This is a genomic window from Dyadobacter fermentans DSM 18053 (assembly GCF_000023125.1).
Lineage (GTDB): Bacteria > Bacteroidota > Bacteroidia > Cytophagales > Spirosomataceae > Dyadobacter > Dyadobacter fermentans.
In genome coordinates, this window is sequence record NC_013037.1 from 3,598,756 (window position 1) to 3,624,098 (window position 25,343).

The 25,343-nt window shown below is 51.1% G+C and carries 25 protein-coding genes; 11 read left to right on the forward strand and 14 right to left on the reverse strand.

Annotation, left to right across the window (positions count from 1 at the left end):
• Nucleotides 1-89 precede the first annotated feature (89 nt).
• The 5 genes from DFER_RS14500 to DFER_RS14520 all read right to left on the reverse strand — a co-directional run bounded on the left by DFER_RS14500 (nt 90) and on the right by DFER_RS14520 (nt 5,143).
• Nucleotides 90-1,043 carry a transketolase family protein gene (locus DFER_RS14500; protein ID WP_015812399.1) on the reverse strand — a complete coding sequence of 318 codons (954 nt, stop codon included), beginning with the start codon at nt 1,041-1,043 and terminating at the stop codon, nt 90-92.
• Nucleotides 1,044-1,095: 52 nt separating this feature from the next.
• A complete protein-coding gene (locus DFER_RS14505) occupies nt 1,096-1,953 on the reverse strand; it encodes a transketolase (RefSeq protein WP_015812400.1) in 858 nt (285 codons plus the stop codon).
• A gap of 104 nt (nt 1,954-2,057) precedes the next feature.
• Entirely contained in the window at nt 2,058-2,516 is a 459-nt protein-coding gene (gene bcp, locus DFER_RS14510) for a thioredoxin-dependent thiol peroxidase (protein ID WP_015812401.1), read from the reverse strand.
• A gap of 3 nt (nt 2,517-2,519) precedes the next feature.
• Nucleotides 2,520-4,478 carry a M23 family metallopeptidase gene (locus DFER_RS14515; RefSeq protein ID WP_143828739.1) on the reverse strand — a complete coding sequence of 653 codons (1,959 nt, stop codon included), beginning with the start codon at nt 4,476-4,478 and terminating at the stop codon, nt 2,520-2,522.
• 53 nt (nt 4,479-4,531) lie between these two features.
• Nucleotides 4,532-5,143: a fumarylacetoacetate hydrolase family protein gene (locus tag DFER_RS14520; protein ID WP_015812403.1), complete on the reverse strand. Its 612-nt coding sequence runs from the start codon at nt 5,141-5,143 to the stop codon at nt 4,532-4,534.
• 178 nt (nt 5,144-5,321) lie between these two features.
• On the opposite strand from DFER_RS14520, the gene DFER_RS30140 reads away from it, so the two are divergent.
• The 3 genes from DFER_RS30140 (at nt 5,322) to DFER_RS14535 (ending at nt 8,968) form a co-directional block, all read left to right on the forward strand.
• A complete protein-coding gene (locus DFER_RS30140) occupies nt 5,322-5,975 on the forward strand; it encodes a C40 family peptidase (protein WP_015812404.1) in 654 nt (217 codons plus the stop codon).
• Between the two features lie 120 nt (nt 5,976-6,095).
• Entirely contained in the window at nt 6,096-7,316 is a 1,221-nt protein-coding gene (locus tag DFER_RS14530) for a hypothetical protein (RefSeq protein ID WP_015812405.1), read from the forward strand.
• Entirely contained in the window at nt 7,313-8,968 is a 1,656-nt protein-coding gene (locus tag DFER_RS14535; RefSeq protein ID WP_015812406.1) for a DUF8832 domain-containing protein, read from the forward strand. Before DFER_RS14530 ends, DFER_RS14535 begins: the two co-directional genes overlap by 4 nt.
• Nucleotides 8,969-8,987: 19 nt before the next feature.
• Here DFER_RS14535 and DFER_RS14540 read toward each other — a convergent pair whose 3' ends face one another.
• Nucleotides 8,988-9,644 (reverse strand): HAD family hydrolase, encoded by a 657-nt coding sequence (locus tag DFER_RS14540; protein WP_015812407.1) that lies wholly within the window; start codon nt 9,642-9,644, stop codon nt 8,988-8,990.
• A gap of 247 nt (nt 9,645-9,891) precedes the next feature.
• Between DFER_RS14540 and DFER_RS14545 the strand changes: the two genes are divergently transcribed.
• Both DFER_RS14545 and DFER_RS14550 read left to right on the forward strand, forming a co-directional pair.
• Entirely contained in the window at nt 9,892-10,344 is a 453-nt protein-coding gene (locus DFER_RS14545) for an RNA polymerase sigma factor (RefSeq protein WP_015812408.1), read from the forward strand.
• 12 nt (nt 10,345-10,356) lie between these two features.
• Nucleotides 10,357-10,818 (forward strand): hypothetical protein, encoded by a 462-nt coding sequence (locus DFER_RS14550; protein WP_041735126.1) that lies wholly within the window; start codon nt 10,357-10,359, stop codon nt 10,816-10,818.
• A 62-nt stretch (nt 10,819-10,880) separates the two neighbouring features.
• Here the strand turns inward: DFER_RS14550 and DFER_RS14555 are convergent, their stop codons facing one another.
• Nucleotides 10,881-11,351: a Dps family protein gene (locus tag DFER_RS14555; RefSeq protein WP_015812410.1), complete on the reverse strand. Its 471-nt coding sequence runs from the start codon at nt 11,349-11,351 to the stop codon at nt 10,881-10,883.
• 203 nt (nt 11,352-11,554) lie between these two features.
• On the opposite strand from DFER_RS14555, the gene DFER_RS14560 reads away from it, so the two are divergent.
• From DFER_RS14560 to DFER_RS14570, 3 genes are read left to right on the forward strand one after another with little or no spacing between them, the layout of a single operon-like run.
• Complete coding sequence (locus DFER_RS14560) at nt 11,555-11,989, forward strand: hypothetical protein (RefSeq protein ID WP_015812411.1); 435 nt, start codon at nt 11,555-11,557, stop codon at nt 11,987-11,989.
• A 23-nt stretch (nt 11,990-12,012) separates the two neighbouring features.
• Nucleotides 12,013-12,516: a 2-C-methyl-D-erythritol 2,4-cyclodiphosphate synthase gene (gene ispF / locus DFER_RS14565; protein WP_015812412.1), complete on the forward strand. Its 504-nt coding sequence runs from the start codon at nt 12,013-12,015 to the stop codon at nt 12,514-12,516.
• A 29-nt stretch (nt 12,517-12,545) separates the two neighbouring features.
• Nucleotides 12,546-13,685: an amidohydrolase family protein gene (locus tag DFER_RS14570; RefSeq protein ID WP_015812413.1), complete on the forward strand. Its 1,140-nt coding sequence runs from the start codon at nt 12,546-12,548 to the stop codon at nt 13,683-13,685.
• A gap of 7 nt (nt 13,686-13,692) precedes the next feature.
• Here DFER_RS14570 and DFER_RS14575 read toward each other — a convergent pair whose 3' ends face one another.
• Nucleotides 13,693-14,811, reverse strand: a complete 1,119-nt coding sequence (locus DFER_RS14575; protein ID WP_015812414.1) for an ABC transporter substrate-binding protein — start codon at nt 14,809-14,811, stop codon at nt 13,693-13,695.
• A gap of 137 nt (nt 14,812-14,948) precedes the next feature.
• Here DFER_RS14575 and DFER_RS14580 point away from each other — a divergent pair, with 137 nt between their 5' ends.
• A complete protein-coding gene (locus DFER_RS14580) occupies nt 14,949-16,190 on the forward strand; it encodes a M16 family metallopeptidase (protein WP_015812415.1) in 1,242 nt (413 codons plus the stop codon).
• A 70-nt stretch (nt 16,191-16,260) separates the two neighbouring features.
• Here the strand turns inward: DFER_RS14580 and DFER_RS14585 are convergent, their stop codons facing one another.
• The gene (locus tag DFER_RS14585; RefSeq protein WP_015812416.1) at nt 16,261-17,553 is read right to left on the reverse strand and encodes a M16 family metallopeptidase; all 1,293 of its coding nucleotides are present in this window, start codon (nt 17,551-17,553) and stop codon (nt 16,261-16,263) included.
• A 90-nt stretch (nt 17,554-17,643) separates the two neighbouring features.
• On the opposite strand from DFER_RS14585, the gene DFER_RS14590 reads away from it, so the two are divergent.
• A complete protein-coding gene (locus DFER_RS14590; protein WP_015812417.1) occupies nt 17,644-18,762 on the forward strand; it encodes a glycosyltransferase family 4 protein in 1,119 nt (372 codons plus the stop codon).
• Here the strand turns inward: DFER_RS14590 and DFER_RS14595 are convergent, their stop codons facing one another.
• Together DFER_RS14595 and DFER_RS14600 are read right to left on the reverse strand one after the other, a co-directional pair.
• Entirely contained in the window at nt 18,763-20,169 is a 1,407-nt protein-coding gene (locus DFER_RS14595; protein ID WP_015812418.1) for a tetratricopeptide repeat protein, read from the reverse strand. It lies immediately after the preceding gene.
• A 76-nt stretch (nt 20,170-20,245) separates the two neighbouring features.
• Nucleotides 20,246-21,244, reverse strand: a complete 999-nt coding sequence (locus tag DFER_RS14600; RefSeq protein ID WP_015812419.1) for an NAD-dependent epimerase/dehydratase family protein — start codon at nt 21,242-21,244, stop codon at nt 20,246-20,248.
• A 147-nt stretch (nt 21,245-21,391) separates the two neighbouring features.
• Between DFER_RS14600 and metG the strand changes: the two genes are divergently transcribed.
• Nucleotides 21,392-23,467 carry a methionine--tRNA ligase gene (gene metG / locus DFER_RS14605; protein ID WP_015812420.1) on the forward strand — a complete coding sequence of 692 codons (2,076 nt, stop codon included), beginning with the start codon at nt 21,392-21,394 and terminating at the stop codon, nt 23,465-23,467.
• 62 nt (nt 23,468-23,529) lie between these two features.
• Here metG and DFER_RS14610 read toward each other — a convergent pair whose 3' ends face one another.
• The 3 genes from DFER_RS14610 to DFER_RS14620 all read right to left on the reverse strand — a co-directional run bounded on the left by DFER_RS14610 (nt 23,530) and on the right by DFER_RS14620 (nt 25,056).
• Nucleotides 23,530-23,859, reverse strand: a complete 330-nt coding sequence (locus tag DFER_RS14610) for a hypothetical protein (protein WP_229206003.1) — start codon at nt 23,857-23,859, stop codon at nt 23,530-23,532.
• Between the two features lie 248 nt (nt 23,860-24,107).
• A complete protein-coding gene (locus DFER_RS14615) occupies nt 24,108-24,530 on the reverse strand; it encodes an Hsp20/alpha crystallin family protein (protein WP_015812422.1) in 423 nt (140 codons plus the stop codon).
• A 244-nt stretch (nt 24,531-24,774) separates the two neighbouring features.
• Nucleotides 24,775-25,056 (reverse strand): Rdx family protein, encoded by a 282-nt coding sequence (locus DFER_RS14620; protein ID WP_015812423.1) that lies wholly within the window; start codon nt 25,054-25,056, stop codon nt 24,775-24,777.
• Nucleotides 25,057-25,343: the final 287 nt, after the last annotated feature.

Consider the following 25,343-nt stretch of genomic DNA (forward strand, 5'->3'; position numbering starts at 1 on the left):
ACTGTTTTGCATTCCCAGAGCTCCGTCTTGCGTGGATCAGATCAGCTATATCCGATCAAATCGACATAACTGTCAGTTTGGCTTCGCGATTACTTTCTTGCTATCGCGCGTTTTGCCGCTTCTACAATGTGTTTTGCATCGAGGCCGTATTTTTCCAGCAATTGTGCCGGCGTTCCGCTTTCACCGAAGCTGTCGTTTACAGCTACATATTCCTGCGGAACAAGTTTGTTTTTAACCAAAACCTGCGCCACGCTGTCACCCAAACCACCGATGCGGTTGTGCTCCTCAGCTGTTACTACGCAGCCTGTTTTCTCCACCGATTTCAGGATCGCCTCTTCGTCCAGCGGCTTAATGGTGTGGATATTGATGATCTCTGCATTGATACCCTCTGCTTCAAGGATTTCGCCAGCCTGGATCGCTTCCCATACCATGTGGCCGGTTGCGAAGATGCTCACGTCAGTACCTTCGTTCACAGTCCACGCCTTACCGATTTCGAACTTCTGGTCCGGATCAGTGAAAACAGGGATTACCGGACGGCCAAAACGCAGGTAAGCAGGGCCTTCATGTTCTGCCAATGCGATGGTAGCCGCTTTGGTCTGGTTGTAGTCGCAAGGGTTGATAACCGTCATGCCCGGAAGCATTTTCATCATCCCGATATCTTCGAGGATCTGGTGTGTAGCACCATCTTCACCCAAAGTCAAACCTGCGTGTGAAGCACAGATTTTCACATTTTTGCCTGAATATGCTACGCTCTGACGGATCTGGTCGTACACACGGCCGGTCGCAAAGTTCGCGAAAGTTGTTGCGAAAGGAATTTTGCCTCCGATGGTCAAACCGGCCGAAACACCGATCATATTCGCTTCGGAAATACCGCATTGGATAAAGCGCTCAGGGTTTTCTTTGATGAACGGTTCGAGTTTCAAAGAACCCACGAGGTCGGCACAAAGCGCCACAACGTTGGGATTTTGCTGCCCCAGCACGTGCATTCCGGCACCGAAGCCCGAACGCGTATCTTTCTTCTCAGTGAAGGTGTATTTTTTCATTTTTTGTATATCTGTTTAAGGAAACCGCGCATTGCTGCCGCTGGTCCGGATATTAATAATCTCCCAAAGTTTCGTCAAGCTGAGCCAGTGCCGCTGCCAATTGCTCGTCGTTTGGCGCTACACCGTGCCATTTGTGGCTGCCCATCATGAAATCGACGCCGTAGCCCATGCCCGTGTGGAGCAATACCATGATTGGTCTGCCATGCCCCAGACGTCCTTTGGCTTCGTACAGACCTTTCACTACTGCGGCCATGTCGTTTCCTTCTTCGATGTTGATTACTTCCCATCCGAATGCCTCATATTTGGCACCCAGGTCGCGGTTGTTCATGACCTTCACAGTAGGGCCGTCGATTTGCTGGCCGTTGAGGTCGATGAATGCAACGAGGTTATCCACCTGGTGGTGCGGAGCAAAAGTAGCGGCTTCCCAAACCTGGCCTTCCTGCTGCTCGCCGTCGCCCATCAGTACATATACGGTTCCTTTGTCGTTATTCAGTTTCTTGGCTGTTGCCGCGCCCAGCGCTACCGACAATCCCTGGCCCAGTGAGCCCGACGCGATGCGGATACCTTCGAGGTGCTCATGCGTGGTAGGGTGTCCTTGCAGACGTGAATCCAGCTTGCGGAAAGTAGCCAGCTCCGATACAGGGAAATAGCCCTTGCGCGCCAATACGCTGTACCATACCGGGGAAATGTGGCCGTTCGAAAGGAAGAAAAGGTCTTCGTCCTTACCGTCCATATCGAATACAACCTTGCCATCATTCTCTTTAAGCTTCATGCGCTCAAAGTACAATGCTACCAACAATTCGGTGCAGCCCAGCGACCCGCCAGGGTGTCCCGACTGACAACCGTGTACCATTCGTACGATGTCCCTGCGAACCTGGGATGCTACTTTTTCTAATTGTTCAATTTCCATTTTTATTTATTTTCTATTGGACTGTCCTTAATCGGGTTACCCGAAGCGGGACGATTTAGGCGGCGTAAATGTCCTGCTATTCGGAATGGTAAAATGACTGATTATTATTCAGTTTTTCCAAGAATTTGATCAGTGTGTTTCGATGATTCCACTTTGGAAATAATCTCCTCGATGATCCCTTTTTTATTGATGACGAAGGTTGTGCGGAGTAAACCCATGTAGGTCCGTCCGAAAGTTGTTTTTTCTCCCCAAACGCCGTAAGCATTAATCATTTGATGCTCGGTATCTGCCAGCAGGGGGAATGGCAGGTTATGTTTTTTGATAAACCGCTGATGCGATTTTTCGCTGTCCGGGCTCACTCCGAACACCTTATAACCCTTTTTCAGGAGCGCCGCGTAGTTGTCGCGGATGTTGCAGGCCTGGTTGGTGCAGGTAGGTGTGTTATCTTTGGGATAAAAGTACAAAACGACTTTTTCTCCTTTCAAATCCGACAGTTTTACTAGATTTCCATCCTGATCTTTTACTGAAAATGCGGGTGCGGGGTCACCGACTTTTAGGCCCATAAGCTATCTTCTACGTTTTTTGGTTTGCTTAGGTTTAACAACCAGATCCACCAATTCTGTTCGCAAGATAGTACTATTTCCCGCCCTATCTGTCACCTCCAATACGAGTTCACCATCAAAAACATCGTTTTCACCAAGTTTCTCCGACCAGATATAGCCCTTTTTAAAGTCGTAATTCAACAATACCCATTCCCCATTCACCAGCGCCTTGAAATTCGCTATTCCCGACAAGCCGTCGCCGATGTAGCCCCGGATGCTCTTCCTGCTATGCTCCACCAGGCGCGCACGCGGCGGAACGGTATCCTGCTGGATCACAAATGTGCCCAGTTCACGCGTATCGAAGCGGATCTGGTCGCCATCCCAGGTCCCGCCCAGAAAGCGGTAATCGCCGTTCAGGTAACGGTACACATACGTTCGTGATTTGTCCTCGGGCACGTTTTCGGGCGTGAATGCGACGTGAATGTAGTCGTTCAGTGCCGTGCCGCGGTTATTGATCGTCAATGCATTGAAATTGCGCTGGCCCATCAGAAAAAGCGTATCGAACAGGCTGGTATTGTCAAATTCCACCGACCATTTCTCCGCTTTAAATGACGACGCAACGCCCGGCAGCACCTGACTGCGCAGGAATGTCTTCACCGTTGTAGCGCCTACTTTCACCGAATCCGGCATTTCTTTCCTTAAATCAGTCAAAAACACCGCCGATTCGCCGGCGTACAAGTTAGGCGCTTTTTTCTCCTCCTTCCCTTTTATGAAGAATGTCGCAAACGGCTCCTGGCTGCGGTAATATTTGGCTTTTACCACCAATGTGTTCTCCCGGATTTCAGTTTGCACATATTCCGGGTTCACTTCGGTGTTGTAAAGCGGCAGCGGCTGGTCCTGCGGCTCGCCTTTGATGGTGAAAGTCAGTTCTGAAAAGTTTTCATACGAATCCGAAATGCGGACTTTCACCTCGTGGCTCAGCGTGTCGGAAATGTTCAGCTTGCCATTGATCGCATTGGTTTTATATAAATTGAACTGATTGCCGTCGGGCACGTAGCATTTCAGGAAACGCTGCCCGGTGGCCTGCTCGGTTTCGTAGTCTATCAGGTTGTTGTAGTCGCGCGTTTTGGCATTTGGAAATACTTCAATATTGTATGAAAACACTTCCTGCCCATCCATTTTAATCTCAATGCATTGCAAACCGTACCGGAACCCGGTGCCGGTCATTTGGTCGTGAGCGATGAGGTCCAGGCCTACGATACCCGTAGCGGAAACCGGTTCCGACAAGCGCCAGCTGCCGTCTTTGAGCTTCACCGGTGTGTAAACCCGGCGGTCGAACTGCCCGTTTACGCGGCCATTGATGTCGAGCGGACGGATCGCCAGGTTTACAAACTTCGGCGGCGTCACGTCGTTGATTTCGTTGAACCCGAAATACAATGGGTTCAGGTAATTGTCCTTCGAGTCGCGCACTTCGAAATGCAAATGCGGCCCGGCCGAACCGCCCGTATTTCCCGACAATGCGATCACCTCGCCCTTTTTGACGGCAAACTGGCCCGCCTCGGGAAACAGATCGATCTCGAAAGTCTGCTTCTTATATTGCTCCTGCCGCACCCAGGTGGCCAGCGGATCGCTGAATTTCAGCAAATGGCCGTAAACCGTGGTCTGTCCATTGGGATGGCGCAGATAGATGACATTGCCGTAGCCTGTCCGCTGAACCGCCACTTTGTACACATACCCTTCCGCCGCCGCATACACCGGCAATCCTTCCCGCTGCTGCGTGCGAATGTCGAGGCCCGCGTGGAAGTGGTTGCTGCGTAAATCGCCGAGGCCGCCCGCGAGCGAGTTGGGCAGACCCGGACGGATCGGAAATTGGTAGTAACCTTTTGGATACGATTGTTTTTGGGCCAAAGAAACCTGTGCAACACCTGCCAAACCCAATACAAACAGCCCTGAACGGACAAATGCCCGAAAATAATGACGCATGAAAAAGTGCATGAATAGTCGGTACAACGACCGGGTGATATGAAGAGTACGGTTTACTTAACGAACAGTTCGAGCATCTTCTTGCCTTCAATCGAGGCCGTCAGCTTATCGCCGATCTGCACCGGACCCACGCCTTTTGGCGTGCCTGTGAAGATGAGGTCACCCGTTTTGAGCATGAAGTATTTGGAAACGAAGGAAATCAGGTAGTTAATGCGGTAGATCATCATCGATGAATTTCCACTTTGGCGCGTTTCGCCATTCACATCCAGGCTGAAATTAATGTCCTGAATATCACCAAAATCCGACACCGGCACAAAATCCGAAACCGGCGCCGAGCCGTTGAATGCCTTCGCGAGCTCCCACGGCAGGCCTTTCGATTTCAGCTCCGATTGGAGATCGCGGGCCGTGAAATCCACGCCAATGCCGATCTCGCTATAATATTTATGTGCGAATTTCTCTTCGATGTTCTTCCCTGCCCGGTTGATCTTCACTACGAGCTCCACTTCGTAGTGAACGTCTTTTGAAAATTCCGGGTAGTAAAAGTCCTCGCCCGGGCGGAGTTGTGCGGTTTCAGGTTTCAGAAATATAACCGGGGAATCGGGTGTCTGGTTGTTCAGTTCGGCGATATGCTCTGCGTAATTCCGGCCTACACAAATAATTTTCATCAGGGGTCAAATGCTAATTTAAAAGGAATGATCGTCAGGGACAAAGCTACTTACAAAGCCGGGAGCCTACAATATTTGCCACAATTTTTCGGCCGTAATGCAGTTAAAATAGTAATGCCTACACCGAAAGATTAAATTATTATTTTTGAAAAAAGTAATCAGGCCAATTCGCTTACGCATGAAGAAGTACCTTTCCCGCCCCCTTTCCTGCACCATTTTCACCCTCCTGATCACCACATTGCTATTTTCCTGCGACACGCTCCGCAAAACGCCGGAGCGCAACTCGTCCTATCGCAGTTCACGCGGGCCCGCCTCGCGGAGCACCGCCTCGCGCGGACGCACCTCACCCGCCCGCAAGCCGGTAGCCAAAGCGCCGGTCAGAAAGCCAGCCCCCACCCGCACCGCCACCACTTACTCGCGCCCCGGCGACGCCAATACTGCCAATGTACCCGAAGTAGTGCAAATAGCCCGCACGTATACCGGCACGCCCTATCGCTCGGGCGGTAACGACAAGCAGGGCATCGACTGCTCCGGCCTCATTTGCCAGGTGTATTCCGAAATGGGCGTAAAAGTGCCCCGCATTTCATGGCAGCAGTCCGAGTTTGGGCAGGAAGTGGGCAGCGTGGCCGAAATCAAGCCCGGCGACTGGCTGTTTTTCGTGCCCGAAGCCGGAAAGGAAGGCTACGTATCGCACGCCGGCATTGTAACCGACGTGCGCAGCCGCGACGAGATCATATTCATCCACGCCTCCACGTCCCGCGGCGTGCGTGAAGACAATCTGTTTTCTACCTATTTTAAAGGCCGGTTCGTGAAAGCCATGCGGCCGTTCTGATCACCATCCGACCGCTTACGAACTGACCCTGAATAAAATCCGCCAAAGCCATAGGGGTAGCATGGAATGTGATTGTCCTTTTCGAAATTTGCAGTCATAACTCAATTTCCTCTCCCCAATATGCAAGACACCTTTGCCCCTCCGCCGATCACCGGCGACCGGACATTAACCATCCAGGCCAGTCCAGGCATTCCCGTTTACATTTACGCTACCGTTTTTGCCTCATTCTGCGTCATTACCGGGCTCATCTGGGACATATGCTGGCACATGAGCATCGGCCGCGACGGGCTGCTTTCTCCGCCGCATTTGGTCATTTACCTTGGTGCAGTGGTAGCCGGGCTGTTTTCGGGTTACGAGATTTTGAGAAAAACATTTTTTGGAAGTGACATTGAAAAAGCGGCCAGCGTGAAAATCTGGGGCTTTTTTTACAGTTCGCTCGGTTCGTTATTCTGCGTTTGGGGGGCATTATCCATGCTCACCTCGGCCCCATTCGACGACTGGTGGCACAACACCTACGGGCTGGACGTCACGATCCTTTCCCCGCCGCATACCGTGCTCATCCTCGGCATTATCGGCATTCAGTTCGGGGCGATGATCAGCGTGATTGCCGTAAAGAATCAGATGAAGCTTTTTGATGACTCGGGCAGAGAAAAGGCTAAGGCATTGGATAAAACACTCTTTTGGCTGTTCGCGTTGTCGGCCGGGTTTCTGCTGACGATCTGGTTTACATTGATATCCGAAGAGCTGGGCCGGATGCGTGTGCACCGGTCGAGCTACTACATATTTGCAGGGGCTGCATTCCCGCTGCTGTTAATGGCTGTGGGGAAGGCGGTTTCGCACAAATGGGCCGTTACGGCGGTTGCCGGCGTGTACACAGTATTAATGGCGGGCACCTTATGGATCATTCCCCTCTTCCCCGCAGAACCCAAACTCGGACCGATTTTGAACCACATCACCCATTACCAGGGCTTCCACTTCCCGTTGCTGCTCATCGCACCGGCCATTGTGATCGACATACTCCGCAACCGATTCGCGCATTGGAACGACTGGAAGCTGACATTCCTGCTCGGCGCCGCGTTTCTGGCTGTGTTTTTTGTAGTTCAATGGTTTTTCGGGGCATTTCTGATGGAATCGCCGTATGCCCGCAACTGGTTTTTCGGCAGCCATTACTGGTATTTCGGAAACGACCCGAACTGGGAATACCGCTACAAGTTCGGGCCGTGGATGGTGGAAGAAACCCCCGAATTGCTCAAAGGAATGGGCATTGCATTGGTATTAACATTAATCTCGACCCGCATCGGACTAGCGTGGGGTAACTGGATGTATCAAATTCAACGATGAAAAAATATATCTCCCTCATTCTATTCGCGCTGCTCAGTATCGCTTCGCATGCGCACGTAGGCAGCGCGGGCGTGCAAATGCAGGCGCAGGCGGGTGCCTACAAGGTGCTCGTAAGCATTACACCGCCCGACGTGATTCCCGGAACGGCACAGGTATCCGTTTTTATTGAAAACGGCGAGGCCCGCAAAGTGACGGTGCGGCCTATTTACTTCTACTCCGGCGATAAAGGAGCGCCTTCCGCAGACCCGCTTTCACCCGTTGCAGGCCAGAAAGGACAATTCCAGGGAGCCGTTTGGCTTATGGAACCGGGTTCGTCCAGTGCGCAGATCAACATTGAGGGAATCCAGGGCGATGCCGAGCTGATCATTCCTATCGTAGCCGTTTCCACCGCGGAGCGCGATATGCCGAAGGGCCTCGGCATCGGTTTGAGCATTCTGGGACTGTTATTGTTTTTGCTCATGATCACGACCATCGGCGCCAGTGTAAGCGATGGCTTGCTGAAACCCGGCCAGGTCCTTACCGGCGCGCAGAAACGGAAGCGGTGGATCAATATGGGCATCGCCACGGTGGTATGCTCGCTCATTTTATATGGCGGAAGCAGCTGGTGGGATAGCTGGGCAGCCGAATACAAACAATGGTTGTACAAGCCTTTGAAAGCTAAAACCGCGGTGATGGAAGCGGATTCCCAGCGGGCTTTTCAGCTAAAAATCGATACTACCGGCTGGGACCGGCGCATGAAGGGAAGTATGCTGAGCACACTCGTTCCCGACCACGGGAAGATCATGCACACGTTTCTCGTGCGCACGCCGGGGCTCGATGCATTTGCCCACGTGCACCCCGATCGCAAAGATAGCCTCACGTTCCAGGCAGCGCTGCCCGATTTGCCGGCGGGGAAATACTTGGTTTATTCAGACATCGTCCAATATTCTGGCTTTGCCGAAACGATCGTAGATACACTGGTTATCCCGGCCCCGAAAACTGCCGCTCAAACAGCCCGGGCGGCATCGGAGGACGACAACTACATCATCACCGACCCGCTCGATACCCCCGGCAGGGTGCCCATGGGCGAAAACGTCGTGATTTGCGGGAAGCCTGGCACCAAAACCGTTTTCAAGGACGGGTCCTACGCCATTTGGGAAGGCAAGCCCGACAAGCCGCTCGATGCCGGAAAGCCTTATCAGCTTAACTTCGAAATTTTCAATCCCGATAACAGCCCCTGCTTTCCCGAGCCTTACCTGGGAATGCTCGGCCACGCGGTGGTCATGCGGTCGGATGGCTCGGTGTACATTCACCTCCACCCGAGCGGCTCCTATTCGATGGCGGCAGAGCAATCGTTCGAAAACCGCATTTCGGACACGGCCCATGTGGCCAGGCGGCCCAAACCGGACGTGTTCCGCGACAGCATCGACCGGCACCTGGCCCGGCTGAACACCATGCCCACGGTGGACCGCGAGCTGTTTCTCATGGGGGAAATGGGCATGTATAATGCTGAGGAAGGCGGCATGACGGGCATGGAGCACGGCACACGCATTTCTTTTCCGTATGCATTCCCGAAAGCCGGACAGTATCGGATATTCCTTCAAATCAAAAGAAACGACAAAGTCCTGACCGGCGCCTTCGATGTGAAGGTCACCGATCCGGTTGCATTATAGGTTTTCAGGAAATGTTATTTCAAAAGAGCGCAGCGATCTTTTCGAAGGAAAGGTCGCTGTAATCATTTATATAGAGGTTGCACGGCGGCAGCTCTTCGCGCGAATGCGAGCTAAGCACGCCTACCACACGCATACCGGCGTTCAATGCGGCCGACACGCCGGAGAATGAATCTTCGAACACCACGCATTGGTGCGGCTCCACGCCCAGGTTACGGGCGGAAGTAAGGTACACTTCGGGATCGGGCTTATGTTTTTTCACATCCTCACTCGCCAGGATCGACCCGAGCATTTCCTCAATGGGCACTTTGCTAAGGATCAGGTCGAGGTTCGCGCGGGGAGCGGACGTTGCCACGCCCAGCACCGCACCGTTCGCTTTCAGATCTTGCATGAATGCTACAATGCCACCAATGGGCTCCACATAGGGTGCATACAGTTCGCGGAAAAGCCCTTCTTTTTCCTCTTCCATTTGTAACAATTCTTCTCCTTCCACCACACGTTGTAAAAAATGGCTCAGGATGTAGCTGTTGCTTTTGCCGTACATATGCTGGGCAAAGTCTTCTTCGGTAGGCGAAAGATTTCTTTTTGAAAAAAACTCGCGGAAAGCGCGGGAATGGTACGGATTGGTATGCACGATCACGCCGTCCATATCAAAAATGACTGCTATTTTCTCTTTCATTCCGCAAAGTTAACAGCCGCAAAGCGCCGAAAAAACGAATTCAATCTTAAATCCCTGGCCGTGTATTGAGAAATAGTTTGATAAATAGATTCCAGGTTTTTATGACGAAGATCATTTTTTTTATTGCATTCTATTAAATTTACCACCGAAGCTTCGCACTAAATCTTCAAAACTTACTTAAATTCAGCTTTATAATACAAGCGCCATACATTATCCGACCCAATTCCAGATTAATTAATTGCAGTGTATGAATGAATTAGAACGAACTGGCAACGGAGTGAACGGCCAGGCGCTTTCCAAGCCTAAAACACTCACTTCGCTGGAAGTGTACGACCGGTACGGAGCTATGGCCTACGGCATAATCCTGCAAATATTGCCTCAGGTGCATCTCGCCCAGGAAGTCCTGGTGAGCGTGTTTTCTTCCCCGCAATTGCAATCCTGCAACAGCTATCCATTCACCTTCGCGGCGTGTGTGATTAAGCTGGCGCGCGCCAAAGCGGTGGAAGCCAAGCGCAAACTAACCGCACTTGCGCCCGCAGGAGCCGAGTATGCAAGCGGCGACACATCGCCACAGAGCATTTTCGACCTCGCATTCCGTCAGGGATTTACGCCCGACGAAGTGGCCGGGAAGCTGAATATTTCCAAGTCGGAAGTCCTGCGGTCATTCCATGAGTTTTTCAAATCCTATCGCAACGCATAACGGTCACACGCATTGAGCAAACAGGAATTTATCGAAAGCGGTATTCTCGAATCGCATTTAATGGGGCTTACCAACGAGGACGAGCAGGCGCAGGTCGCGGAGATGATGCTTTCGGATCATGAGCTATCCGAATATGTGACCGAGCTGGAAGAAGACATGAAGCGCTACTTCGCGGGAGGCGCCGTACCGCCGCCGGAGGCCGTCAGGGATATTATCGTATTGCGGAGCATTCGTGAAAAGAACGGCCGCAGCAAATCCGAATCGCAAGGGCCGGTGGATGCGCAGCAATATCTCAATGTGGAGGTCAACGACACGCACATGAAAGTGCACAAATTGTGGCGACCGGCTTTTATTGCAGTATTTATCCTGTCAAAAATCTTCCTTATTGCCGGGTTGTATTTCTATTTCAAATCGGTGGCGCAGCAGGAAGAAATCGAGAAGATCAAAACTGAAATGCATTCAGAAAACAAATAGCTATTGACCTGTACACACTAAAGCCGGCGGACCGAATGGTCCGACCGGCTTTTTTTATGATGTTATTTCAGGAATGCGCGGAGCATCCAGGCCATTTTCTCGTGTTCGCGGAGCAGGCCGGTCACATAATCGCTCGATCCCAGGTCTTTGTAGGTATCGGCAAATTCGGTGATCAGGTTACGCAGGATGCGGATGATCGTTTCGTGGTCGTTGAGCAGGTTTTGAAGCTGCGTTTTCGAATCGGTGGTGTATTCGGGTTCGAGCAGATCGGTCAGTTTCAGAATATCGGCCAGGCGGGCTTCGGAATAGTGTCCGATAGCGCGGATGCGCTCTGCGATATCGTCCAGGATCACCTGCAATTGTTCATACTGGCCTTCAAACAGCTTGTGCAGCTCGAAGAAATTCATTCCGCCGATATTCCAGTGGTAATTGCGGGTTTTGGTATAAAGTACAAACTCGTTGGCGAGCAATTTATTCAACTGGTAAGCAACTGCCTGGGTATGCTCGTCAGAAATTCCAATGTTGGTTTTCATGCTTTCTGTTTAATATAGTTGATTTGTGTTGGTTTATATACGTAACCAAAGCTGCTCGCTAAAAAGTTGCCCTGCACGCCGAAAAAGCGCGCTTTTTAACACTTTTTTAACCGCAGGAAAATTGCTGCCCGATATGTCGTTACCAAACCCCGGTTCTTCCGTATAGGTAGGAAAGAATTGTTATATTTGTTAACGTATCGTTTATGAAAGACAGCGAAAGAATCAGTAATCTGGAAGAAATGACGGCAGAAATTCTCATGCGCCTCGACCGCATCGACGCAGAACTTGGACAACTCCGTAAAGGACAATCTCAAACGATTGGCCGGATGGATTCGATGGAAGAAACTATGCGAGAACTGGCAAAGTACATGTTCGAGCTCAACGACCGCCAGACAATGGTGGAAGAAACCATGCGGGACATTTCGACCATGAATAGAATTATGCTCAAAAAAATGGACAGGATGGTGACAAAGGACGACCTGGAAGCTATGGCTACCAAAGACGACCTTATTAAGCTATTCGATTTCGTTGTCGATCGCTTTAACGCAGCTGACACCAGATTTGATCAGATCGACAAGCGCCTCGATAATCTCGAAAAGCAAAACGGCAGCGACCAGCCTGATAGCCCACAATCTTAACCATTATCAATTTCAGTTTTATTATGTTCCCATTCCGCGTAGGCCAGGGCTACGATGTTCATCAGTTGGTAGAAGGCCGGCCTTTCTGGCTCGGCGGTATTTTGATCCCCCACACACACGGTGCCAAAGGCCATTCCGACGCCGATGTGGTGTGCCACGTAATGTGCGACGCGCTGCTCGGCGCAGCCAATCTCCGCAATATCGGCTACCATTTTTCCGACAAAGACCCGCAATGGAAGGGCGTCGACAGCAAAATTCTGCTGGCCAAAGTATTGGAAATGATCCGCGAAAAAGGCTACGAAGTCGGAAACGTGGATGTGACCATCGTACTCCAAAATCCAAAACTGAACCCGCACATTCCTGCCATGAAAACCTGCCTGGCAGAGGTGACGGGCATATCCGAAGAAGACATTTCGATCAAAGCTACCACTTCCGAGCATTTGGGATTTGTGGGACGGGAGGAAGGCATTGCGGCGCATTGCGTAGCGTTGATCTATCAACCCGGCACGTTCCCGGGAATTGCCTGACCAACGACCTGTATAATCCATCGATCCTCATGAAAAAAGTATTGCTGTGCCTTTCGGTTTCACTTTCCGTCACTTTCAGCGCATGCGCCCAGCAGCAGTCGGCGCCGCTTACCGAACAGCCGCTCGGTTTTGAAGAATATGACCCGGTTTCCACATTGAAAGTCGAGGAACATCCGGTGAAAAAGGCGAAGTTTCCGTTTATCGACGTCCACAATCATCAGTACCAAATGCCCTCGCAGGATTTGAAAGCGTTGGTGAAACAGATGGATGCATTAAATATGGCCATTATGGTCAACCTGAGCGGTCGCGGGTGGACGCAGGAATGGGCGGAGGGCACTGCCACGCTGAAAGGCTCGCTGGAAAACGTTTCAAAAAACGAACCGAAGCGGATTGCCGTTTTCACAAACCTGCAATTCAAGGGGTTTGGTGAAAAAGATTGGTCGGCCAGGGCTGTGAAACAATTGGAAGAAGATGTAAAAATGGGCGCGAAAGGCCTGAAAATCTATAAAAGTTTGGGCTTTACGGGCATCAAGGACGACAAAGGCAACCGTGTGCCGGTGAGCGATCCGCGTTTGCAGCCCGTTTGGCAAAAATGCGGCGAACTAGGCATTCCCGTGCTGATCCACACCGCCGATGTGCCTTCGTTCTGGGACCCGATGGACCGCTACAACGAACGCTGGCTGGAACTCAAAACCCACCCCGGACGCAAGCGCGGCATCAATGACCCCATCCCGTTCGACTCGCTGATCGCCGAACAGCACCACATTTTCCGGATGAACCCCAAAACGACGTTCATTAACGCGCATATGGGCTGGTATCCCAACGACCTCCGAAAACTCGACAGCCTGATGATCGCGTTTCCGAATATGTATGTGGAAATTGGCGCGGTGATCGCGGAATTGGGCCGCCAGCCCCGGACCGCCAAGAAGTTTTTTGATAAATACCAGGACCGAGTGCTTTTCGGGAAGGACAGCTGGGTGCCTGCCGAATACGCAACCTACTTCCGGGTGCTGGAAACGGAGGATGAATATTTCCCTTACCATAAAAAGTACCACGCGTTCTGGCGCATGTACGGTATGGGGCTTTCCGACGAAGTTTTGAAAAAGCTCTATTATAAAAACGCACTGAAAATCATTCCGGGACTCGACAAAAGCCAGTTCCCAAATTGATATTCACTTACTTAAATGCCTTGGCCTCGCGGATCACCGACCGGTATTCGGCTTTGCCAAGGCATTTTTTATAGTATTCCTTGGCCTTGGCCTTGTTACCCGCCCGGGCTGAAATGCGTGCGAGCCCCGCGTAGGCGAATGCGTGGTATTCCTTCGTGTATTGGTCGTCGTGAGGGGTTTTGAGTGCCGCCAGGTATTCTTTCTGAGCCGCAGCATCGTTTTTCATGCTTTTCTCCTCCCAAATTCCCTGGAAAGTCCGCCAAGCAACCGGGAAAAAGCCCGTATGATGTTTACGCAAGACCTGAATGCCCTCCCCTGCTTCGTTATATTTACCCGAAAGCAGTTGTGACTCAATGTTTTTCATCAAAAAAATAGGATTGCGCGGGTATTGGTCTACAAGCCGCTCCATATACGGAACAGCCTTCTCCGGTTTGGCTTCGTATTTGAGGTAAATATGTGAAATGTAGTAGCACGATTCCGCTTTCGTGATCGTCCCCACTTTCGTTGCAGTATCAATCTGCTTCAAACCCAAAGCCTTATCACCATTCTTGAAAAATACCAGCAGCGGCTTCACAATCGGGTGCTCCTCGGGGTAAACCTCCACATAATAATTGTACATTCCCGAAGTGAAGTAGAACTCCGGGTTCTTATGCATTAGCTTAAAACCTTCCACAAACGCATTGTAAGCCTTTTTCCCCTCGCCCGCAGCGGCCATCATTTCGCCGCGATAGTTGTACATCATCGCCATGTAACCGCGCGCCACCATTGTGTAAAACACCGCCTCCGGGTCCAGGCTATTCTTACCGTAACGCTTATTGATCGCTTCCAGGCATTGATCCAGCTTTTGAATGTATTCCTTCGATTTCGTGGGGTTGTCTTTAATGGGCAGGTATTTCCAGTAGAGGATAAACGAGTCGAGAATGTAGGAAACCGGGTGGTTGGGGTACTTTTTCTCGACCTGATCGATGATATGCAGGGCGTCGTCGAATTCGTAATTGTAAATTTTGTCGAGGCTGTTTTGGATGCTTTTTAACGAAGCGGGGTCATTGAGTAATTGCGCATTGGCCTGAAATGAGCACAGGGCAAAGAAAAACCCTATGCATAGGGAACGAAGTGTAATTTGCATGGCTCTCAACTAAATTGGTTTGGTGGTGTCCCAGCTGAACAGTAGCTTTGTTTATAACCCATAATCAGGATCGCGGGTTTCGGTCGGCGGTTTTATTTTGGGCAAAATATAGCTATTCAACTTCCTTTTTTGAACATATGATTCGTTACAAGCAGTTTACATTGGGCAATGGCCTTCGGGTATATGTGCACGAAGACTTTTCGACTCCCATGGCTGCGGTCAATATCTTGTACAATGTCGGGTCGCGGGATGAAGACGAAGACCGCACCGGCTTCGCGCATCTGTTTGAGCATTTGATGTTTGGCGGTTCCAAACACATCCCCAGTTACGACATTCCCGTCCAGAATGTGGGCGGCGAGAACAATGCATTCACTTCACCGGACATTACCAATTACTATATCACACTGCCCGCCGACAATGTAGAAACGGCGTTCTGGCTGGAATCCGACCGGATGCTGAGCCTCTCCTTCGACCCGAACGTGCTCGAAGTGCAGCGGAAAGTGGTGATCGAGGAGTTCAAACAAAGGTATCTCAACCAGCCCTACGGCGATATGTGGCTCAAATTGCGGCCGCTTGCCTACAAAAAGCACCCTTACCGCTGGGCCACGATCGGAAAAGACATTGGTCACATCGAACGTGCCACTATGGACGACGTGCAGGACTTTTTCTTCCGTTTTTACCGGCCCAATAATGCCGTGATGGTTGTGGCGGGCGCCGTAACCTTCGAAAAAGTGCAGGAACTCGCCGAAAAATGGTTTGGCAACATCCCTGCTGGTCCGGCTTATGTGCGTAACCTCCCGCAGGAGCCCGTGCAAACCGAGGCCAGGCACCTCGAAACCTCGGCATCCGTTCCGCTTAATTCACTCGTAAAGGTCTTTCACATGCCGGGCCGCTACGACGAGGGTTTTTACGCCGGCGACTTGCTGAGCGATGTCCTGGGCAGGGGGAAATCATCGCGGCTATATCAGAAACTCCTTAAAGAACGCGCCATGTTCAACAGCATCAGCGCAAGCATTATATCATCCCTCGATCCCGGATTGCTCATGATTAAGGGCAATCTGAATCCGGGCGTTTCGCTGGAAGATGCCGACGAGGCGGTAACCGAAATTTTGCAGGAAGTCATTGAAAACGGTGCTTTGGAAGAGGAAGTGACCAAGGTTAAAAACCAGTCGGAGGCCTCGCTGGCATTCTCGGAAGTGGAACTGCTCAACCGCGCCATGAACCTGGCTTTCGCCGCGAATGCGGGTAATGTGGAATGGGCCAATGCCGATGCGGAAATCATCCGTGCGCTCACGCCGACCGACATTCACAACGCCGCAAAAACCATCCTGAGGCCGGAAAATACATCGACGCTGTATTACAGAACAGAGGGAAAGTAAATATTGACATACAGAAAAGCCCTGCCGTTCAGCGAGAACCGGCAGGGCTTTTTTATGGGTATTTCAACCGTTATTCCTCCGGGAGGAACGTGAGGTAACTGAAATTCTGCTCATTGAAAAGCTCGATGGCGATTTCCTGCAACTGGCTGGCAGTAATCTGCTCGATTTCAGCGAAAATCTCCGGCAGCGAGTCGACCTTCCCGTTGTCGAGAATGCTCTTCGCCATCATCAGCATAAAACTCATATTGCTTTCCTCCGACATCGCGAGCTGGCCCATTAGCTGCACTTTGGTCTGATGCAACTGTAAAACCGACAAAGGCACCTCCCGGATCCGTCTTAACTCCTTATTGATCAGTGAAATACTCTTATTCAATTGCTTTTTCTCGGTACCGAAGAAGATGCCCATAAACCCGGTATCGAGGTAAGGCGTGTAGTTGGCTTCGATGGAATAGACAAAGCCATATTTCTCACGCAGCGACAGGTTGAACCGCGAGTTCATTCCCGGTCCGCCCAGCAAATTCACGAGCATGAAAAATGGCAACCGGCGCTCGTCGAGCAGCGAATAGGCGGGCTGGCCCATCGCGCATTGTGCCTGCTGGATCGGCCGCTCGCGTTCCTGCCGTACGGGCGTGTAAATGATCGGTGCATTCCGCTGGCGACTGGTATTTTTATGCGGCACGCCGCCCAGGTATTTCTCGGCAATGCGGATCACTTTCGAAAACGGCAGCCGGCTCACCGACGACACCACGATGCGCTCGGTGTCGATATTATGGTTGATAAATTCATACAAATGCTCCCGGCCGAAAGAGTTCACAGTTTCGGACGTGCCTAGGATATTGCTCCCTAATGCATGCTCGGGAAAAATGAGCTGATCGAAATCGTCCTGGATAGCGTCCTCAGGAGAATCAACATACATCGACATTTCTTCCAGGATCACATTCCGTTCCCGCTCAATCTGCTTGTCGGGAAACACCGAATGGAATGTAATATCGGCCAGCAGATCCATCGCTTTATCGAAATGATCGTCGAGCACGGAGGCGTGAAAGCAGATTTTTTCTTTGGTCGTGTAGGCATTCAGCTCGCCGCCCACATTCTCCAACCGGTTGATCACGTGGTAGGAGCTCCGTTTTTCGGTGCCTTTGAAAGCCATATGTTCCCAGAAGTGCGCAAGGCCCTGCTGGTGCGGCAGTTCATCGCGACTGCCAATGTCGAGCATGATGCCGCAATGCGCTATTTGCGTGTAAGGAACCTGCTTATGTGCAATGCGGATCCCGTTGGCCAGCGTGTGTATCTGATATTCTTCGGCTGTTGAAAGGGAGGATGCTTTGGGGTTGCCCCGTTTGCGGACATTGTTTCTCTTCATTCCTTTGTAACACAAAATAGCCACCAATAATTTTCGGTGGTATCCGCAAAAATACGGACTTTTGCCCGGAAACCCTTGCAGTTACACATTATGCGCATCGGATTTGACGCCAAAAGAGCGTTTGCCAACAAAACAGGTCTCGGAAATTACAGCCGCTTTATTCTGAATGCATTAATGGTCCACGAGCCGGGCCACGAATACCTCGCCTATACGCCCAAAAACAGCCGGCACCTCTTCGACGAATACCCCGCCGGCTCGATCCGTTATCCCGAGGGTTTTATCGATCAGAAACTTTCGGCATACTGGCGCTACGCACGCATTACCCGGCAATTAACGGCTGATAAAACGGACGTTTACCACGGCCTCAGCAACGAAATCCCGCAAGGATTGCAGCAGGCGGGCATTCGTTCGGTAGTAACCATCCACGACCTCATATTCGAACGGCTCCCGCATTTGTTCAAACCGATTGATCGCGCTATCTACCGGCACAAGTTCCAGTCGGCCTGCCGCCGTGCCGATGCCGTAGTAGCCGTAAGCGACCAGACGCGCCGCGATCTGATCGAGCTTTATGGGGTGGACGATTCGAAGATCGAGGTCATTTACCAGGACTGTAACCCGGTGTTTCAAACGCAGCTCGCATCCGCCGAACGGGACCGCATTTGTGCTGAGTATGGCATTAGCGGGCCATTTATCCTCTGCGTAGGCACGCTGGAAGAGCGCAAGAACCAACACAGGCTGGTGGAAGCATTTGCACAACTAAAAAACCATGATTTCAAACTGGTACTGGTGGGGAAATCAACCGGCTATGTGCAAAAGATCAAAGAAACGATTCAGCGGCTGAAACTCGAAGGCCGGGTAATGCTGCTCCATGATGTTTCCACACCGCATTTACCCGCATTGTACCAGGCCGCGGAAGTGTTTGCCTACATTTCTGTTTATGAGGGTTTTGGTATTCCAATTGTGGAAGCATTGCACAGCGGTACCGCGGTGCTGGCTGCAAAGGGCTCCTGCTTGGAAGAAGCGGGCGGCCCCGGAGGGCTTTATGCGGACCCCTATCAAACAGAAAACATCAGCGAACAGCTGCAAAAGCTGGTCACTGATGTTCATCTTCGGAATTCTTTATCGGCAGCCGGCCGGGCGCATGTGCAACAGTTTTCAGGAAAACACATTGCCGGGCAGCTTGTACAGCTTTACAAAAGTATCAGCTGATTATTTCTCGCGGTATTGTTCGATAATGCGGTACAATGCCTTTTGCTTTTCGAGATCTGGGAAAAAGTCGAAAAGCTGCTCGTGGCCGTCGTAATCGAGCGTCAAACCGATTTCGAGGTTTACCAATGCTTCGCGGTACTGACCGGCGTGGATCTGGTAAACGGCCATCCGGTAATACAAATCTGCCTCTTCCGACATTTCGTCGATCGCCGCCTGCAATAAGTCGCAAGCGCGGGCGTAGTTGCCTTGCTCAAACAGCACATACGACCATTTCAGCCAGATATCCGGATTCGAAGGCTCGATTTCCGCTGCTTTTTCGAATGCTTCGAATGCCGAAACGACATTACCTACTTTGAACTCCGTTTCGGCTAATGCCAACCAGTAATCCGGGTTCAGTTCGGTGATCTGGATCGCTTTCCGCAGGAAACCTACGGCTTCATACCAACGGCCCAATTCACTGAAACAAATGCCGAGGCCGTACCAGCCATCGTCCCACTGGCTGTCCAGCTTCACGGTTTGGCGGTAGTATTTAATGGCTGTCTCAAATTCGCCCAGTTTCTCGTAGCAGGTACCCAGGCAGCAGCAGGTTTCCGGCTGATTGCCTTCCAGCTCGATCGCGCGCAGGTATTGCACTTTGGCATCCTCGAATTTTTCCAGGTTCATGTAGGAATTCCCGAGCTGGAAAAACGCCGAGGCGAAATCGTCCTTGATCAGCGTCGCGTATTCGTAGGCGTGCACGGCATCCTCGTGGCGTTCCAGTTTGCTGAAAGCAATGCCGAGGTTGTACCACGCGTGATGCGAGAACGGGTCACGATCGACGAGATCATTGTAATATCCTAAATGGCTTTCCAGCTGCCCTACCAGGTCGAGGCAATGGGCCAGTTCGTAAAGCGCATTCTCATTGTTCAGATTGTTGCGGAGCGAGCGTTTGTAATACTTGATCGCATCCTCATATTTGCCCCAGTTCTGGTAAGTCTGCCCGATCTGAAAATAGATCTCATCCCGGTCCTCTACCCTTCCGAGCAGGTTTTCGAGGATTTCGATCGCCTCTTCATATTCACCCATCATATTGGCCACCGCCACCTGCATGAATGAAATTTCGATGTCGCCGGGGTGAAAGAGCGATGCGCGTTCCAGAATTTCGAGGGCTGATTCGTGCTCGCCGCGGTTGGCGTGCAGCTGTACCATGCTAAGCAGCAGGTCGAGCGAATAGGGGTAATCCGACAGTCCCATCTCACAGGCTTTAAACGCCTTTTCCCAATCCCCTTTTTCTATGTAATGTACTGTAACCTTTTCGTAAGTATCCAAATCGAAAAAGGCCGGCTCGCTGGTTTTCAGCATTCTTTCGAACCTGAGCAGTGTCTCCTTCATATAATCCTTCCTTTCTCCGAAATTTTTCTCCATCATACGAACCGCTAGGTTAGAATCGAGGGCAAACGCACCACTATTAATGAAAGAAAGTTATAAAATAATTCCCCGGATTTCAAATCCTGCCGAGCAAACTTTCACTAATGCGGGACACCGTTTGCTCAACCGACTGAAATTGAAAATCTAATGCTTTCATGACTTTTCCATTGTCATAGGTTATTTTTCTGGCGGCCGATTGCGCTGTTTCTTTGGTAATCAGGGGCTTCGTTCCCAGCAACCACGTCCGCACCGCCTCCACACGCCAGATCACTCCTGCCAGGCCAGGCCCTACCTTGAATGAGGGCCGTTTACGGCGCATTTTATCCGCTATCATATTGAACAAATTATGATAAGAAATGCTCCCCGCATTGAGCAGATACCGCTCGCCGCTGATATCCGACACGGCCAGCCGGAACACGATTTCGGCCACATCCTGCACGTCCACAACGTTTGCGATGCCTTCGGTATAAAATGGCTTTTCTCTATATACGTACCTGAAAATCTGTGTGCTGCTCTTGTCCCAATCGCCCTCGCCCAGGATGAGCGTCGGGTTCACGATCACCCCGCTGAGCCCTTCCGCAATGCCGCGCCACACTTCCAGCTCGGCCAAATGCTTGGTTTTGGCATACTCCGAATTCTCCGGCGAATCCTCCCAGCGCTGCTCCTCGTTCAGCACCACGGCTTGTCCGGCGGTTTGCTTCCGCTTGTCGGGCCGGCCGATGGCGGCAATGCTGCTCACATGCACGAGCTTTTTGGTTTGGTATTTCAAACAGACGTTCACCACATTGGCGGTGCCTTCCTGGTTCACTTTGTACATCAATTTACGGTCGCGCGGCACGAACGACACCACCGCGGCGGTATGTACCACGTAATCCACCTGCCCCACAGCCGCTTCCAGCGAAAGAATATCCAGAATATCGCCTTCGAGCCAGATCAGTTTCGGGTGCTCTTCGGCGAGCAGGCGCCTGTCCGCTCCCGGGCGCGTGAGGGCAAAAACTTCATGATTTTCAGACAGGAACCTCCGGGCTACCGCGCTGCCCACCAGGCCCGTCGCACCGGTAATGAGTACTTTCATGTAAGCGAAACAAATTGTTTGGGTCAAAGTTCGTAGTAAAAAAGTAGTTTGTCACACCATTGCAAGCCTTTTTGCTAATTTTGCGCTCCGGTTGCCCCGGCAGGGCACAGCACTGCCCCGATGATTGAACCAAATCCCTGAATTCAGATGCCGATTTCAAATCCCAAAAGATATACCGTCACAGCAGCGCTGATCTACGCCAACGGCCCGATCCACATCGGCCATTTGGCGGGATGTTACGTTCCGGCGGACATTTACGTACGTTACCTGCGCTCTTCGGGCAAGGACGTCGCGTTCATCAGCGGTACCGACGAGCACGGCGTGCCCATCACCATCCGCGCTAAAAAGGAAGGTTTGACGCCCCAGCAGGTGGTGGATAAATATTACGAGCAGATCGACGCCTCGTTTAAGGCCCTGGGCATTTCTTTCGACATTTACTCCCGCACCAGCAAGCCTGTGCATCATGAAACGTCCCGCGAAATTTTTAGGGATTTGTATGATAAAAAGGTGTTCATCGAGGAAACCACCGAGCAGTATTATGACGAAACCGCCCAGCAGTTCCTCGCCGACCGCTACATTGTAGGAACCTGCCCCGTTTGCGCTAATCCCAATGCATATGGCGACCAATGCGAACGCTGCGGCTCTACATTGAGCCCTCTGGAACTGAAAGACCCGCGCTCGACGCTCTCCGGCGCCAAGCCCGTTTTGAAGGCCACTAAAAACTGGTATCTGCCGCTGGACAAAATGCAGCCGGACATCGAAGCCTATGTGAACGGCCATTCCGAATGGAAAACCAACGTATTCGGACAATGCCAGAGCTGGCTGAAAGACGGCCTCAAACCCCGCGCGATGACCCGCGACCTCGACTGGGGCATTAAAGTACCCGTAGAAGACACCGAGGGTAAAGTGTTATATGTCTGGTTTGAAGCGCCTATCGGCTACATTTCGGCGACCAAAGACTGGCTCATCCAGAAGAACGGCACCGACGAAGGCTGGAAAAAGTGGTGGCAGCCAGCCGCCGACGCATCCGAAGGCGAAACGAAGCTGGTGCATTTCATTGGAAAAGACAATATCGTTTTCCACTGCATCATCTTCCCGGCGATGCTGATGGCCGAAGGCAATTACATCCTGGCCGATAATGTCCCTGCCAACGAATTCATGAACCTCGAAGGCGACAAAATATCGACCTCGCGCAACTGGGCCGTGTGGCTGCATGAATACCTCGAAGAACTTCCCGACAAGCAGGATGTGCTTCGCTACGTGCTCACCGCCAATGCGCCGGAAACAAAAGACAGCGAATTCACCTGGAAAGACTTCCAAACCCGCAACAATAGCGAGCTTGTGGGCATTTACGGCAACTTCATCAACCGCGCCGTGGTGCTTACCCAGAAGTTCTGCGAAGGCAAAGTACCGCAGCGCGGCGCATTGCAGGAAATTGACCAGGCTGCGCTAAAGGACCTGGCCGCATTCCCGCAAAAAATCGCCGATGCGATGGAAAACTACCGTTTCCGCGAGGCATTAACCCTGATTATGGACCTGGCCAGAACCGGAAACAAATACCTGGCCGATACCCAGCCGTGGCACGTGATCAAGACCGATCCCGAGCGCGTGAACACGATTTTGAATATCGCATTGCAGATTTCAGCCACGCTTTCGATTGTTTCCGAGCCGGTATTGCCTTTTACGGCCGCGAAAATACAGGAGCAATTGGGGCTGTCGGGCAAAAACTGGCAAGATGCCGGCCATGCCGACCTCCTCACGCCCGGACAACCGGTGCTGGAAGGAAAGCTGCTTTTTGAAAAAATCGAAGACCATGTCATTGAAAAACAGATCCAGAAACTGCACGATGCAAAACGGTTGAATGAACTGGAAGGAAAAACAGTGGCGCCGGTGAAATCGGAAATTCAATATGATGATTTTTCGAAAATGGATATCCGCATTGCTACCATTCTCGAAGCCGAAAATGTGCCGAAGAGCAAGAAACTGCTGAAACTCCGCATCGACATTGGTTCGGAGCAGCGCACCGTGCTGAGCGGCATTTCCGAGCATTTCAAAGCGGAAGACGTGATCGGCAAAAAAGTGCTGTATCTGGCCAATCTTGCCCCGAGAAAGATGATGGGAATGGAGAGCCACGGGATGATTCTCATGGCCGAGGACCGCGACGGCAGCCTGGCGTTCGTGCAGCCGGGAAAAGATGTGTGGAACGGCGGGACCGTTAACTAGTAGCACCGCAACGATGCGCCTGCCCTGCAAAAGTGTTTCGAAACGATTGCAGGGCTTCTTTTTTACTGAAACTCCCGCTTCACTGAATCGTAGATCGAATTTACCCGTTCTACCAGCGCCACGCACTCGGCATCGCTCAGGTGGTCGATCGTGTTGCTGACTGCGTTCGAAACGACCCGACCTTCTTCATTCACTTTGGCACCTTTCTGCTTGATCACCGACAGGATGCTCTCCCACTCGCCGACCAATCCGTCGGAAAAATACCTGGGTTCAATAATGTTGAAATAGGCCGACTGGGATTTCAGTTTCTGCCTGAGTTTGGACTGGTCGCCTTGGAGCTCATTGACCAGCTTGGTTAGTTCAATAAATGCGAAGATGTTTGACTTTTTCATAACGTTGAGCATGAGGAGCAATAAGGTGTTCCAAATGCAAGATACAGATATGTAAGTCCTTTTCAGAGAAAGTGGGGAATCTTTACTCAATCTTAATGCATTCTGTTGGACGGATGCAACCGATCCACAAATAAGTACTATACTTTCATGCAGCGTTGTAATGCGGTCACTTTCCAACGGCCCGGTGTGACCGACAGGCAACAAAAAAGCCCGGCTTCCGCCAGGCTGTATGTGATGATTTCAGAATCTTACCAACGTTCGATATCGACCTTCCGGTGATAATCTCCCTGCTCATCTCCGAATGGGAGAAAGAGCACCAATTGACGACGATCATCGTCGTATCTTGCTGATATATTGTCTATATCGACTCCGTCCGGGATGACGAAGGTATTGATGAAACGGATTGTCTTCCACTGCTCTTCATCGGACAAATTTTCCTGTGAAAATATCGGCAGTAAGTGAAAAAGCTTCAAATTATTCGAGTTTCTTTTTCCCTTCACAACTTCCAATTGTAAATCCTCAACCTCGATGCCTGGAATTTTCACAACTACTTCAAAACCGTCCGATCCTTTGTCAAGCTTGATAGAGGGCTCACTCATTCCACCGTTTACTGTGTTGATAAAATCAATATTCATCAACATCTCCCGTGGTATTTTCAGTTTGCTTTCCATAGCTATCGCGTTTTAGGTTCACAAGTTTTATCTATTAACGAAAAACTGCGTGCCAAAGATCGTTTTCGGCCAAAAAACTGCGTTGCACTACGTTTAAGAATCGCCGTTTGTGTGTCAATAATCACCACCTTTTCCTAATTCATCTGCGATATTGCCCTTATTTGGGACGCAAAGGGCTATCATGCCAAAATTACAGCACACCCTCGCTCCATACGCCATTATGGCACAATAAATCACCAAGGGTTTACTTTGATCGATCGTTATGGCCCAGATCCCGGTCGGGTGCGGCGACATCGCGAACGCGCTGCTTGATTTCCTTGGGTTCCGGAAAATGCCCCTCCCGCTTCCTGTCCCACAACAGCTGTTTGTCTATTGTAATAGTATAGCGCCCGGCCACCTCCGACGGCCGGAGCTTCACGGCATGAAGGTCATCCGAAAACGTGGTCAGCAGCTCCTGCGCCATCCAGGCAGCCCTGAGCAGCCAGCCGCATTTCGGGCAGTATTCGATTTCTATGGTAGGTTTCATGTGCTCGTTTGGTATAAAAAGCCAAAAATCGGCAATGCCTGCAAGGAATCAAAAAAGCCGCGAAGGACATTCCCTCGCGGCTTTCGAATATAACCTAACCCTTTAATCTTGATGAGAAAGCCTTTACAAGTTTTCCCTAACGCTTTACAAATGTACAGCCCTCTATGCAAGCATTTTAGCGTCAAAATCCCTGATTTTTCCGGTGCGTAAGCTTACAATCCGGTAATGGTAGTATTGCCCGAAGGCTATACGTAAAATTACGCGATTTTATGCCGGAAGGAACAAAT